The 14,478-nt window shown below is 50.5% G+C and carries 10 protein-coding genes; 3 read left to right on the top strand and 7 right to left on the bottom strand.

Translation table 11 applies throughout. From position 1 onward, the window contains the following. Positions 1 to 1,071 precede the first annotated feature (1,071 nt). From Q4A89_RS06670 to Q4A89_RS06640, 7 genes are all read right to left on the bottom strand, one after another. Positions 1,072 to 4,701, bottom strand: a complete 3,630-nt coding sequence (locus Q4A89_RS06670; RefSeq protein ID WP_303184456.1) for a sugar-binding domain-containing protein — start codon at positions 4,699 to 4,701, stop codon at positions 1,072 to 1,074. 143 nt (positions 4,702 to 4,844) lie between these two features. Continuing rightward, on the bottom strand, positions 4,845 to 5,339 hold the full coding sequence (locus Q4A89_RS06665; protein ID WP_303184455.1) for a UpxY family transcription antiterminator: 495 nt from the start codon (positions 5,337 to 5,339) through the stop codon (positions 4,845 to 4,847). A gap of 5 nt (positions 5,340 to 5,344) precedes the next feature. Then, complete coding sequence (locus Q4A89_RS06660; protein ID WP_303184454.1) at positions 5,345 to 6,826, bottom strand: glycoside hydrolase family 10 protein; 1,482 nt, start codon at positions 6,824 to 6,826, stop codon at positions 5,345 to 5,347. 6 nt (positions 6,827 to 6,832) lie between these two features. Next, a complete protein-coding gene (locus Q4A89_RS06655) occupies positions 6,833 to 7,543 on the bottom strand; it encodes a glycerophosphodiester phosphodiesterase family protein (RefSeq protein ID WP_303184459.1) in 711 nt (236 codons plus the stop codon). A gap of 85 nt (positions 7,544 to 7,628) precedes the next feature. Further along, complete coding sequence (trxB, locus tag Q4A89_RS06650; protein WP_303184453.1) at positions 7,629 to 8,567, bottom strand: thioredoxin-disulfide reductase; 939 nt, start codon at positions 8,565 to 8,567, stop codon at positions 7,629 to 7,631. 36 nt (positions 8,568 to 8,603) lie between these two features. Next, positions 8,604 to 9,242, bottom strand: coding sequence for a LolA-like putative outer membrane lipoprotein chaperone (locus Q4A89_RS06645; RefSeq protein ID WP_303184452.1), 639 nt, complete (start codon positions 9,240 to 9,242; stop codon positions 8,604 to 8,606). Continuing rightward, entirely contained in the window at positions 9,239 to 11,662 is a 2,424-nt protein-coding gene (locus Q4A89_RS06640) for a DNA translocase FtsK (protein WP_303184451.1), read from the bottom strand. Before Q4A89_RS06640 ends, Q4A89_RS06645 begins: the two co-directional genes overlap by 4 nt. A gap of 191 nt (positions 11,663 to 11,853) precedes the next feature. Here Q4A89_RS06640 and Q4A89_RS06635 point away from each other — a divergent pair, with 191 nt between their 5' ends. The 3 genes from Q4A89_RS06635 (at position 11,854) to aspS (ending at position 14,472) form a co-directional block, all read left to right on the top strand. Next, positions 11,854 to 12,186: a type II toxin-antitoxin system RelE/ParE family toxin gene (locus Q4A89_RS06635; protein ID WP_303184450.1), complete on the top strand. Its 333-nt coding sequence runs from the start codon at positions 11,854 to 11,856 to the stop codon at positions 12,184 to 12,186. Then, positions 12,164 to 12,469: a helix-turn-helix domain-containing protein gene (locus Q4A89_RS06630; protein WP_303184458.1), complete on the top strand. Its 306-nt coding sequence runs from the start codon at positions 12,164 to 12,166 to the stop codon at positions 12,467 to 12,469. Before Q4A89_RS06635 ends, Q4A89_RS06630 begins: the two co-directional genes overlap by 23 nt. 233 nt (positions 12,470 to 12,702) lie before the next feature. After that, entirely contained in the window at positions 12,703 to 14,472 is a 1,770-nt protein-coding gene (aspS, locus tag Q4A89_RS06625) for an aspartate--tRNA ligase (RefSeq protein ID WP_303184449.1), read from the top strand. The last annotated feature ends 6 nt before the right edge of the window (positions 14,473 to 14,478 follow it).

The raw sequence follows: 14,478 nt of genomic DNA, 5'->3' as shown, positions 1-14,478 counted from the left end.
GGTTTGCGAGGCGCATCGGCTTGTCGGGCGGAATATCGGTTGTTTTTTCCATAGTCTTATATTTTTTGTTATGTACGACAAAGGTATAAACGTTTTTTGATAATATGCAAATATTTTGGTTGTTTTTTGGATATTTTTTTGGTGCCCGGAAAATAACCGTTAACCATTTTCCAACCAAGGGCTGAAAGCCCGTTTTATTTCAGCCCCATTCCGCAAGGGTGGGGTATCGATTCCCCTGTTTTGTTTTTTTGAGGGCTGTAAGCCTGAATTAATTTGTCAGTATTCAGCCAACAGTCAAACAACTAAACGATTCAACAACTCAACGCCCGCAGGGCATCGTAATTCGTCATTCGTCATTGTTCGTCAGCGGTCTGCATTCAGCCAACAACTAAACAACTAAACAATTCAACATCTCAACGCCCGCAGGGCATCGTAATTCGTAATTTGTCATTCGTAATTGTTTGTTAGCGGTCTGCATTCAGCCAACAACTAAACAACTAAACAATTCAACAAATCAACACCTCAACATCCAAAGTGCTAAACTTCTCAGGAAACTGATCCGGCAAAATTAAACCCAGATTCCGCAATAGAAGAAATAAGCATGAATTTAATTCAGGCCTTCAGCCCTCCGAATAAGGCCCGGATGTCAATATACCCCACCCTTGCGGGATGGGGCTGAAATAATCCGGGCTTTCGGCCCTTATAAACCCCGCAGAGGCGGTGAGTTGTTGAATTGTTGAGATGTTTATTTGTTGATTCGTTGATTTGTTGGCTCCACTGATTGCTGAATGCTGACCGATGATTGCAGAAAGAGCCCTGAAAGGGCGAGATCATTCAGCCCAATGCGAAGCGTTGGGGAAAAAGGCATCGTATCTCGGCGGAGGGCTGTAAGCCTGACATAACCATTGTTGTACATTCGTACGTCTGATTATTAATGGTAAACACCGAACAGTGTATCGCGTAATTTGGGTTAAATGGGATAGGGGATTATACGAACTTACCCAAGATTACATTCGATAAGCGTAACCTTGGGTAAGTACTAAATGTTTGAGCATACAGGGAAAAACTCTGCTACTCTACGTTGTATCCCGACAGCTGTATTTTCGGGGTGTTGCCGCGCGTATCTTCATCTTTCCAGCGGATGTTAACTGTTTTCTTCTCGCCGGGAAGCAGGGGGAAGTAATTGTCGGAGTAGAAGACGGGGAGGAATTGCAATCCGTCCTTTTCTCCGGTCACATTCACGCGGATCATCAGCGCGGGTGTTGCCGTCGTGTTTTCGACCGTAACGGTGGCATGCCAAATACCCTCAGGGTCTTTTCGAGTATCGACCGCAGGAAGTAATTTCACTTTCGGCAGTTCGCGTAATGCCTGATAATTGCCTTCTTCGAGGCTCCTGTGATAGAAGTTCTCGGAAACAACCGTGCCGTTTTCGGTTAGTGTCAACTTGATAAAGTGTACTTTCGAAAGGTTGGACGGAAATTCGAGACGGATGCATTTATCTGTCGTATCTTCATGACTGTCGACCGTTGTTTCTTTCTCCCAGGCTACGGATGCGTCCATATTCAGCAGCTGCGCTTTCGCTGTCAATCCCTTGCGCATGCCGCCGCTGTAATTGACGACTTCTATTTCGTCGGTGGCGGGGTTCCACTGGATATGCAGCGGCTCGGAGGCTTTCTTGATGGCAAAGTAGGCGGCCGTCGGCTCAAAATAATAATCGTATGTCTGCCAGACCATCGAGGGCCAACAGGGATGACTCATCCACATGAGAAGCCCTTTGCGGTTGAGGCTGCGCGACTCGAAGAGGCTGCGGTGCCCGTCGTAGTTCACCCATTGCGCCAGTTCGGCAAACTCCTTCGCGCTCTGCGGTTCACCATACCCTTTGGCGATGATTTCGTTGAACGAGGTACATCCTTGCGCGCCTTCGCGTGTATAATCGTGCATTCCCCATTGATGATCCTGTGGCCAAAGTCCTTCGGGCGAGAAGGTGCGGAGCATGCTTTCGTACGTCATGACGTTGGGCATCCCGCGCTCGCTGTGGAACTTGTCGTTACCCGTTTTCAGCGTGAAATATTCTTTTGCCGGAAGCATGCGGTACGGGCCGTGTCCGCTCACCACATCGTCGGCCGAGCTGGAGATATAATGTATATCGGGATGTTTTTCGCGGACAATGCGGCGCAGCGCCTGATCGATCTGAGTCGGCGGGAACCCTTCGTTCCTGCCGCAATAAATGGCGATGGAGGCATGGCTGCGGATACGTTTCACGTAATCTTCGGCATTGGCGATGAACATTTCGGGGTAGTACGGATCGGGGCCGTCGGCAGGGTTGGCCAGCCAAAAGTCTTGCCAGATCATGATGCCGTGGCGGTCGCAGGCTTCGTAAAGCTCTTCGTCACCGATCATGCCGACCCAGTTACGCATCATTGTGAAGTTCATATCGGCATGATAGGCCACCGCGATATCGTATTCGCGACCGCGATAGTTCAGGTTCGACTCACTGAAACCCCAGTTTCCGCCGCGACCGATAAAACGACGTCCGTTAATGAAGAGGCTCAGGATACGGTTATCTTCATTAAACGTCATCTGACGGATGCCGGCCTTGAAGTCGCGTGTATCGGATATCTTATCGCCGACTTTGAACGTGAAGTTTGCGTCGTAAAGATTCGGAGCGCCGTACCCTTTCGGCCACCACAGACGCGGATGTCGGATGTTCAACTGCGGATAAGCTGCCGCGTCGAAAACGACTGTTTTTTCTTCGCCCGCGGCCAGCTCGACCGGCTGCTCAAACGTGATCTCGCCGATTTTTCCTTCAAGCGTGCCCTGCACGGTTTTCGTGTCCCAGTTCCGGACGATGATGCCGGCCGTCAGCTTGGCCGAGGTCGTATCGGGCAGAGGAAGCACCGAGCGTACGAACGGATCGGCCACGGTAACATGCCCTGTGGTTGTGAGCGATACGTCGTTCCATATTCCGATATTGCGTCCGCGCATGGTCGGAATCCAGTCCCATCCGATCGTTGCATGGAACGTCGGATTATCGGCGCCGAGAATGCCTCCGTTAAAGTCGGTGCTCTGGCGGTTTTTCTCCTTGATGGCGCCGATATGCGCATTCTTTACGATCTCGACCGCAACCACGTTCTTCCCCGCAACGACAAGGTCGGTCACGTCGAACTTGCCCCGCATGAAAGCGCCCTCGATGCGGCCCAGTTTGTGGCCGTTCAGATACACGTCGGCTTTCCAGTTGATACCGTCGAAATTGAGGAACAGACGATCCTGTTTGAAGTTTTCGGGGAGCTCGAACTCGTCGCGATACCAGAAGTTGGAGTAGAAGAACGACTCGGAGATATGCAACTGGTTATCGGCATAATTCGGTTCGGCTATGGCGCCGGCGTTTTTGAAGCTGCTCAACACCGTTCCCGGAACGGTGGCAACGAGCCAGTTCTCCAGTTGGTAGTTGGGGGTCGAAATCTCTTCGCCCGTAGCCGTCACTTCCGATGCGCGGCGAATCATCCAGCTTCCGCCCGAGAGGGACATCCGTCCGTCCGCTACGGCCGGTCTTTCGACAGGGTAGGGCACCAGTCCTCCTACTCCCATCACTTCCATCTCGCTCAGGATATAGCGGTTTCCGGCCGATGCTTCCTGCATCAGCACACGCACGTAACGTCCTTTATATTTTTTATCGAGGGCGATCTCGTCCGTCAGTGTCTCGCCGCCGGGAAGCTCGGCCACATCGTCCCATTGCAGGGCATTGTCGGATACCTGCACTTTGCCGCGAACGGCTTTGTTGACCCAGCGTAATACGACTTTATCGAACTCGGAACGGCTTCCCAGATCGACATACAACCATTCTTCGCCGGCAGAAGCGCTCATCCATGCGCTGTTGAAAAACTTCGAGGGTTTCATTTCCACCAGGCCCTCGGCATCATAGAAATTCGCCTCTGTAAACACCCAGCTATGAGCGCCGGCCATTTTCAGCGTCACCCGATAATAAGAGTTGTCGGCTTCCTGCTTGAAGATGATCGTTTCGTTCAGCTTTCGTACCGACATATCGACCTGCTCCGTCTGCTTGTTCGGGTCGGTTACCGGCACACGGTACGATACGGCTTCGCCCGGCAGGTTGCTTCCGCTCAGGCGACCCACCTCGGCCCACTCCTTTCCATCGGCCGATGTGAGGCAAACGATCTCATAGCCTCCCCGGGCCACTTTGTCGTCATACACAAGCGTTCCTACGAGCGAAAGTTTGCCGACCTTCGCGCTGTAATTCGCCAGTGAGAACTGAAAGTACGTATCGTCACCCATAAAAGTGTTTCTGGAATACGGGCCTTCATCGACCATCCATTCACGTTCGCGACGCGGCACGTCGCCTTCGGGCGTGGAGAGATTCAGGTATTGCGGCTGCTTGTCGGTCACGATGCCATCCGTCGCAAGTTGCGCCGTGAGGTTGTAGTCGTAGCCGGAAGAAGCGAAAGCCGCTCTGCGAAGGGCAATATTGCGATAGGTCATATAATCCGGCGAGAGAGAAGGAGAAAAATCTTCCTTCGGATGGCCGGGATATTGCCCTATCCCGCGTGTATAATAGTCCGACCGCTCGAACGATTCACTGCTTACTTTCGTTTCTTTACATCCGCAAAGAAACACCGAGGCCGCGATGGCCGTACAAAAAGAAAAGATCCCTACGGCTCTTTTCCGTTCTTTCCATTTCTTCATGATTTATTTTGATTGTAATTTGTTATATTTTCGTTTCGTGTAATTTTCATCTCAAGATGCTGTGTTTGTCCGGTTGAAAAAGATATCCGCAAAAAGGTGGTTCATACCATCCGGTTTTGTATCGTTTGATGCGGTTAAACGCCTTATTTTATTCGTTTGACCGGCGCTACGCTCGTCAGATCGACGGTAACGGTAACTGCGAGTTGCTCGATATGAAGCTGTAACCGGTTTTTTCCCAATTTCCGGATGACGCCCGAAACATGCCGCATGGCACCGTTCAAAATCTCCACCTCTTCACCTACAGAAAGCACATGGTTGGCAGCCTGTTCCAAAAACGAATGGATGGCATCGATCTCCTCCTGACGGATAATGGCCGGCTTCCCACAATAATAGACGATTCGAACGACACCATAGACTTTCAGCAGCGACATGATCTGCGCCTCCGAACATTTCACGAAAACATACGACGAAAAAAGCGGCTTGTCGACCATCTTCACCCGATCCGACCAGACTTGCGGAGAGCGATGCAACGGCAAATAACGTTCCACACCCATGGCTTTGAGCCGTTCGTCCACTTTCTTCTCCGCACGCGGCGAAGTGTAGAGGACATACCAGTTTGTATTCGTTTCTGCGGTCATATCGTTTATTTTTCGTGTTTCGAGAGGTAATAATACGTTTGGCGCGAAGGCGGACTTTCCATCCGGTAACGGTTCGAGGCGGTAACGCAAAACGTAAACTCTTCTTCCGCTTGCGGATCGATGTTCAGATACCATTCTCTCTCGCGGATACCGGTTACCAGAATCGATTGCGCTTTCGTCATATCGATGGAGTCGGATTGCGAATAGTAAATCGTATAGGTACACTCGTCCGGGTCCTTTCCTTTCCACGATAGCCTGAGCCGTCCCCGTTCACGTACGACGTGTACTTCCTGCGGGGCGCAGGGCGCAGAAGCTCTCTTGTTCATCCAGACTAACGGCGGCAACTGCGCGGGATATTTGAAAAAACGATTTCTCAATTCGTTATACAGCCCTTTTTCATTGTCAATCACAAACTGTGTCCGGAAAAAGGCGCAACCCTTCACGCCTTGACGGCGTACGTAATTGATCTGATCGGTAATTTCAGAAAGATTCCAATTGCCTTCTTTTTTACTCAGGCGATAGGCTCCCAACCCGGCCACCATATTGCGCTGACCGGAATGTTCCAGCCAGTTTCTGACAAACGGATAAAAATCGTTTTGTCGGTAATACATCATGGGGACGATCATGTCCTGTTTACCGGCTTGTAACCATGCTTTCGGATCTTGATACGCGTCTTCATAAGCCGTCCAGCGGGCGTTCGTTCCCGGTTTCTTGTTGTATTTTCCGAGTGGTGAGCTGCTTACCTGTACCCAGGGTTTCGTCTGCTTTACCCAGTCATGAATACGGGATATCATCCGATTGATGTTATCACGTCTCCAATTGTCGAGACGCTGCCCCTTTCCGTATTTTTGATACGTTTTTTTGTCCGGAAAGGATTGTGCCTCCTCCGGATAACGGATATAATCGAACTGAATACCGTCGATATCGTAATTTTTCACGACCTCTTTGACTAAGGATAGCAGATAATCGGATGTTCCGGGATGACCGGGGTTCAGGTACCAGTCACCACGATGTTGCAAACACAACTCCGGGTGGCGTTTGACCACCGATGTTCTTCCCTGTTCCTTCACGACCTTAGCCGAACCGACGGGGAAGGTTACGAAGAAAGCGTGACATTCCATGCCTCGTTTGTGACATTCGTCAATCACGAATGCGAGGGGATCATATCCCGGCCACTTTCCGTATTGCCCGCTAAAAACGGCCGATATCGGTTCGATTTGTGAACGGTAAATAACGTCGCCTCGCAGTCGGGTTTGTACGAAAACGGTATTGAAGTTTGCTTTTTGCAGACGATCCAAGATCGTTCGCAGCTCTTGCTTCTGCCGGTTTCGCTCGGCTTCGTTTGTTGCCGGACGGGTCGGCCAGTCCAGCCCGTAAATCGTCGTCAGCCATACGGCACGGATTTCGTGCTTGGGATGGTCGTAATCTGCGGCCGGCAAACGGCCGGCCCAGATACACAACCACAGTATCGCGACGATTTTTCTCATCTTCTTTTATTTCCGGATAAACATCAAGGCCTCAACGGGGATATCGGTCGTGATAAAATCAGCACCGGCATCGATCATCTCCCGCATCAGCGTCGTATCGTTCACTGTCCAGATATTGATTCCCAACCCCTGACGTTTGGCTTCTTTAAACCATTGCGGATTTTTGCGCATCACCTCGTAATGATAATCGAGACCGGCAAAGCCTTCCTGTTTCAACTGTTCGGGTGATAATTCGCCGTTCAGATAATATACATCGGCTTCGGGTGCCAAACGGATAAACTCGCGTGCCGCATCGAGATTGAATGAAATATAATCCGTACGATGTTGCAACTTTTTTTCTTTCACCAACTCGGTAATCATTTGTGCCGCCAAACGGTTGCGTTGGGGCGTGGCATGCGGTTTCAGTTCAAGGATCAAACGGATGCGCTTCGTACGTCGGGCGGCTTCCAGATATTCGCGCAGCGTAGGGATTTTTTCTCCATTGGCCAGCGCGATTCGCTGAATCGCCGCGTAATTCGTCTCCTGTATCTTCATTTCCTTGATTGTCATATCATGGAAAACAACGGGTACACTGTCAGCCGTCAGATGTACGTCGAATTCTGCTCCGTAAACTCCGATATCTTCTGCATTCTCAAGGGACACGATGGAATTTTCGGCAGCCCCTTTAGACTGCCAAAAACCACGGTGCGCAATGATTCGAACCCTTTTTGTAAGTATTTCGGGCTCGTCTACATGCGAACAACTTGTAAAAAAAATGCAGAAAGATACGATTCCTGCTAATATACTCATATCGCTCTGTATACTATCGGCTCATCAAATAACGTTCTGCCTCGATGGCTGCCTTACAGCCGCTCGCGGCAGCCGTAACGGCCTGTCTGTAATGAGGGTCGGCCACGTCGCCGGCTGCAAACACTCCGGGAACCGTCGTTCGAGGCGTACCGGCTTCGGTTTGGATATATCCCGTTTCGTCCGTAGCGAGCCACGGTTTGAAGATATTCGAGTTAGGGGTATGTCCGATGGCTAAGAAGAAGCCGTCGATGGCGATGTCGACCATTTCTTCGTCCGGCTCACCTTTGCGTTTCACCAGATGAGCGCCTTCTACTCCATTTTCGCCAAAGAGTCCCACCGTGTTATGCTCGAACAGCACCTGAATATTCGGGGTGTTCATCACGCGTTCCTGCATCACTTTCGAAGCGCGCAGGAAAGGCTTCCGCACAATCAGGTATACTTGTGAGGCCAGTCCGGAAAGGTACAGCGCTTCTTCGCATGCCGTATCGCCTCCGCCCACGACGGCTACTTTCTTCTTGCGGTAGAAGAAGCCGTCGCATGTGGCACATGCCGAAACTCCCATACCCGAATATTTCTGTTCGTCGGGCAAGCCCAGATACTTGGCCGATGCACCGGTGGCGATGATCAATGATTCGGCTTCAATCACTTTTTCGCCGTCGATGGTAATTTTATACGGCGCGGCCGATAAATCTGCGGCCGTAGCGATTCCCTGACGCACATCGGCACCGAAGCGTACCGCCTGTTTTTTCATGTCTTCCATCATCTCCGTGCCGGTCACACCGTCAGGATAGCCGGGGAAGTTCTCCACTTCAGTGGTGGTAGTCAACTGGCCGCCGGGCTGAATACCTTCGTACAATACCGGGGCTAAATTAGCTCGCGAAGCATAAATGGCAGCCGTGTACCCTGCCGGTCCCGAGCCGATAATCAAACAACGGACTTTCTCGTTTGTCATATTCTTAACTGTTTGTTTTGTTTTTGGTTTTTATTCTTATCGTAAATCTATTTCTGTTACTCCCGGGTAATCGGCCGGATTGAATCGGAAGACATGTTCCGGTGGATTAATACCCGTCTGCATCTTGCGGATGCGGATTACGCTGCGCGCACCGTTTTTCAGGATTACCGTCAGACGCGTCGGCAATGAGGTGGCGCGTTCGATCTGTACTTCGACTTTCGCCACGTCGCTGTTTTTTTTCGAGGTCAGCATCACGTCGTCGGCTGTTTTTCCGTTATCCGATGTACTTTGACCGATGTAGGAGAGCGTGAAGCCTTTCTTGTACGTGCGGAGCAGGGTCATCGGATTCGTAAATTCCAACTCGTCGCCTGTGGGGTTCGACAAGTTGACCTCATCGGTTCGAACGACATATGTCCATTGTGTCGCACCGTCGTACCACGTCCGTGTATCGGGCGTAATCAGTACGAACTTTTCTCCTTTCATTTGTATGGTGCCTTCGAAGCTTTCGGAAACACCTTGCTTTTCGTGGCGGATATTTGCCGCAAACGAGGCTTTCAGTCCATTCGACCTTTCGTACGTTGTGGCGGCTTTATCCAAAATCGTTTCGGCCTTTTGTCCGGCGAGAACTGTTGCTGCCGACAACCATACTATACATATATATAAGATTTGTTTCATGATTTCAATGCGTTTAATTTCTGTTCCAACGAATATTCGTCCTGTATCAATACCTGACGCGCCTTGCTTCCTTCGTAGGGGCCGACGATACCGGCGGCTTCGAGTTGATCCATCAGTCGTCCAGCACGGTTATACCCGATCGAAAATTTACGTTGAATCAACGACGTAGAACCTTGTTGCTGGATGACGATGAGACGGGCCGCTTCGTCGAAGAGCGGGTCGCGGTCGGACAGGTCAACGCCCGATGCTTTGTTGTCTTCGCCTTCCGGTACATATTCCGGCAACTCAAAGGCTGTCGGATAGCCGGCCTGCTGACCGATGTAGGATGCCATGGCTTCCACTTCGGGCGTGTCGACAAAAGCGCATTGCACGCGGGTCATGTCGCTACCCTGCGAAAAGAGCAGGTCGCCGCGTCCGATCAGCTGATTGGCTCCGGGCGAGTCGAGAATGGTACGCGAGTCGATCATCGAAGAGACCCGGAAGGCCACGCGCACGGGAAAGTTCGCTTTAATCGTTCCCGTGATGATGTTAGTCGACGGACGTTGCGTGGCGATAATCATGTGAATCCCTACGGCGCGCGCTTTCTGGGCGATTCGTGCGATCGGCATTTCGATATCGCGTCCGGCCGTCATGATCAGGTCGCCGAATTCATCGATGATGACCACGATGTAGGACATGTATTTATGTCCTTTCTCGGGGTTGAGCCGACGGCTGATAAACTTCTCATTATAATCTTTGATGTTACGGACGTGTGCTTTCGTCAGCAGCTCATAGCGGTTATCCATCTCCTTACAGAGCGAATTGAGCGTATGTACCACCTTCGTAAAATCGGTGATGATGGCTTTCTCTTCGTCGGGTAGCTTGGCCAGATAATGACGTTCGATTTCGGCGTAGATACTAAATTCGACCATTTTGGGGTCGACGAGTACGAATTTCAGCTCGGCGGGATGTTTCTTGTACAGTAACGAGGTGATGATGGCATTGAGTCCGACGGATTTTCCCTGTCCCGTAGCACCGGCCATCAGCAGGTGAGGGGCTTTGCAGAGGTCGAACATAAAGACGTCGTTCGTGATAGTGCGACCCAGCGCCACCGGAAGATCGTATTTGCTTTCGATAAATTTGCGCGAACTGATGACGGACTGCATCGAAACGATCTGCGGGTCTTTGTTGGGTACCTCGATGCCGATCGTTCCCTTACCGGGCATCGGAGCGATGATGCGGATGCCGAGTGCGGCAAGGCTCAGGGCGATATCGTCTTCGAGATTACGAATCTTCGAGATTCTGACCCCTTGCGCCGGCACGACTTCGTAGAGCGTGATGGTCGGTCCGACGGTCGCTTTAATCGACAAGATGCTGATGCCGAAGTTTTCGAGCGTCTGTTTGATGCGTCGCTGGTTATCGGTCTGCTCCGCCATGTCGACCGGTTTCTCGGCCTGCTCGTATTTTTTCAGCAGGTCGAGCGTCGGGAAACGATAGCTCGATAAGTCGAGGCGCGGATCGTAATCGCCCATGGTCGAATCGTCGTAGGGCTCTTCGTCTTTGGGCACTTCGATGGTAAACTCCGATTCTCCGTTCACAATTTTGTCGCCTTCGGCTATCGGTATGATTTGCGGCTCGTCGTCAAAATCTGCTGTTCGGTACGGATCGTCATCGTATGTTGCCTTTGTGCCGAGGTCATCCTCTTCAGAGGTGTGTGCCTCCGTCGTATCAGGTTCTTCGTCTTGACCGGTTTCTACCGTATCCGGATTATCTTCTGTCTGTGGTTGCTTCGTGCGTCTATTCAGGTTCCACGAGAAAGCAAACATCTTTTGCAGCCACGGCATCACGCGTTTGCTGGCGAAAACGGCGATGGTGAGGAATGAGACGATCAGCAGCAGCACGGTGCCCGGTATGCCGATATTGCGAATCAGGACTTCGGACAGTTCATACCCGTGACGCCCGCCTAAATAGAGAAACGAGTCTTCGTATCCTTTCAGGAAAACGAAGGACAGAAAGAGCGAACTCCAGACGAGCATCGAACTGCATAAGAGGAAGCGCTTCATGAGCGACATCCGGCAAACGCCCATCAGATAGACGCCTAATGACCCGAAAAAGTAGAGCAGAAAGAATGACGCCACTCCAAACCAGCGGTTCATAATCAAGTCGGCAATCAAAGCTCCTCGCACGCCTGCCCAGTTTTCAACGCTTCCGCGATTGGTCAACAAGTCTTTTAACGGCACATTTTCGATGGCGCTTTGATCGGCTCCACCGGTGAAAAAGAATGAAGTCATAGCGATACCTACATACGTCACCGCAAAACAGATCGCCAGCCCTGCAAGAAAACGCAAGCGTTCGCTTGTGAAGAAGACGCTCAGCGATCCCCATATATTATCATTGTTCGCTTCTTGCGAACGTTTCTTTTTTACCGTCTTTTTTGCCATCTTTTATCGCTCATTTCCTCCCCCTTAGAGAGCACAGGACGAAATCATTCAGCGGGCAAAGATAGCGATATTTCTCTAATAATTCAAGCCGCAGGAACGACCTGACCGGCAACACGCGAGATATGCTCTAAGCATGAAGAAAACACGCGAAGCGTTGTATTCTTATACAACTTTCTTTTTATCTTTGCATCGTGAGAAAGATAGTAGCATACAAAACGTATTTTGGAGACTTTATCCAAAAGTTATCCGATAAGGAACGGGGTAAGGTTTTACGCGCTTTGGATATGTTCAAGATAAAAGAGAGGATTCCGAGTCATTACATAAAACACATGCGAGACGGTATCTATGAATTTCGAGTAAATTATGGACACAATGAATTCAGAATTTTCTTTATATATGAAAGGAATACGCTCGTGATCTTGTTTAACTGCTTTAGAAAGAAAACGCAGCAAACACCCGATCATGAGCTGAAGAAAGCATTGAAATTAAAAAAAGAATATGATGAAACTAAAAGAAATAAGTAAAGACTTGTACGATGTCGATGCGTTGCTTGATGAAGCATTGGGCAAGGAAGGTACTGCCGAACGTGAGAGAAACAGAGAAAAAGCGTGGGAAGAATACAATGCCCGGATACTGCTCGATGCCCGCAAGAATGCGAAACTCACGCAAGAAGAACTTGCCCGGCGCATAGGTGCAGATAAAAGTTATATCTCAAGAATTGAACGCGGACTGACTGTTCCTACCGTATCGACGCTGTATCGTATAGCTGCTGCAATGGGGCTTACGGTAGAGTTGCGTCCCCTGTAGTAGTGTCCTCGTTTCGATTCATGCCGTTGCTGCGTAACAACGGGTATAAAACAGCTGTTTGAACGCCGGATACTCAGTTTCCGGGTCTTGTAACAACAAAATTGAGGATTGTGATGTCTGGTTGTCGTGTTTTTCTGCTGCTTCAAATACTTTTCGTCCGTCTTTATGGTACGGAAATTGAAAATTATCCCGTACATTTGTGCGTTTTTTTAAAAAGAAATAAGTTTTAGAATATGTATAGAACGAGAACTTGCGGCGAATTGCGCCTGTGCGACGAAGGGCAAAACGTGACACTGGCCGGGTGGGTACAACGAACACGGAAAATGGGTGGCATGACCTTTGTCGACCTGCGCGACCGGTACGGCATCACGCAGCTGGTATTTAACGAAGAAGTAAATGCAACGCTTTGTGAGCAGGCGAATAAGATCGGGCGCGAATACGTTATTCAGGTCACCGGCACGGTTAAAGAACGTTCGAGCAAGAACGCCAATATTCCGACGGGCGAGATCGAGTTGATCGTTTCCGAACTGAACATCCTGAATGCGGCCATGACTCCGCCCTTCACTATCGAAGACGAGACGGACGGCGGCGATGACTTGCGGATGAAATACCGGTATCTGGATTTGCGCCGGAACATCGTCCGTAAAAATCTTGAACTGCGTCATCGCATGGCATTCGAAGTACGTCGATACCTCGATAACGAGCGTTTCCTCGAAGTGGAAACACCGGTATTGGTTAATTCCACCCCCGAAGGAGCACGGGATTTCGTGGTTCCTTCGCGCATGAATCCGGGACAGTTCTATGCGCTGCCGCAATCGCCCCAAACACTGAAACAGCTGCTGATGGTTTCGGGCTTCGACCGTTATTTTCAGATCGTGAAATGTTTCCGCGACGAAGATTTACGTGCCGACCGTCAGCCGGAATTTACGCAGATCGACTGCGAAATGAGTTTCGTGGAGCAGGATGACGTGCTGAACGTCTTCGAAGGACTGACGAAACATCTTTTTAAGACGTTGCTCGATACAACGTTCGACGCTCCCTTCGCGCGTATGACGTGGCACGATGCCATGAAATATTACGGATCGGACAAACCCGACGTGCGCTTCGGTATGAAGTTCGTCGAACTGACCGAGATGCTCCAAGGCGCAGGTTTTCCGGTATTCGATAGCGCGGCATACATCGGCGGTATCTGTGCGCAGGGAGCGGCAAGCTACACCCGCAAACAACTGGACGGATTGACCGAATTCGTTAAAAAGCCCCAGATTGGAGCCAAAGGACTCGTTTACGCTCGTGTGGAAGCCGACGGTAACGTCAAGTCGAGCGTCGACAAATTCTATTCGCAGGAGAAACTGCAGGAACTCAAAGCCGCTTTTGGAGCCCAACCGGGCGATTTGCTGCTCATTCTTTGCGGAGACGAGGTGAACAAGACGCGTAAACAACTCTGCGAACTGCGTCTGGAGATGGGTAACCAACTTGGATTGCGCGACAAAAATAAATTCGAGTGCCTCTGGATTGTCGATTTCCCGCTGCTCGAATGGAGCGAAGAAGATCAGCGCTTCTATGCCGTGCATCATCCTTTTACCTCGCCCAAGCCCGAAGATATTCCTTTGCTCGAAGGAGATCCGAAGGTCGTTCGCGCCAACGCGTACGACTTGGTCATCAACGGCGTCGAAGTCGGCGGCGGATCGATTCGTATCTACGACAGTCAGCTGCAAGACAAGATGTTCAACATACTTGGCTTTACGAAAGAACGGGCGCAGGAGCAGTTTGGTTTCCTGATGAACGCTTTTAAATACGGTGCACCGCCGCACGGCGGTATCGCTTTCGGATTAGACCGGATGGTGTCTATCTTCGCCGGACTCGATTCGATCCGCGACTGCATGGCGTTCCCGAAAAACAATTCCGGACGCGACGTGATGCTCGATGCACCCTCGGTTTTGGAGGAAAATCAGTTGAAAGAGTTGCATCTGGAAATCGATCAAGCGATTGAGGGAAAACAATAAAAAAAC

Source organism: Tannerella sp., from assembly GCF_030528505.1.
GTDB lineage: Bacteria > Bacteroidota > Bacteroidia > Bacteroidales > Tannerellaceae > Tannerella.
This window is presented reverse-complemented; position numbering and strand designations above follow the sequence as displayed.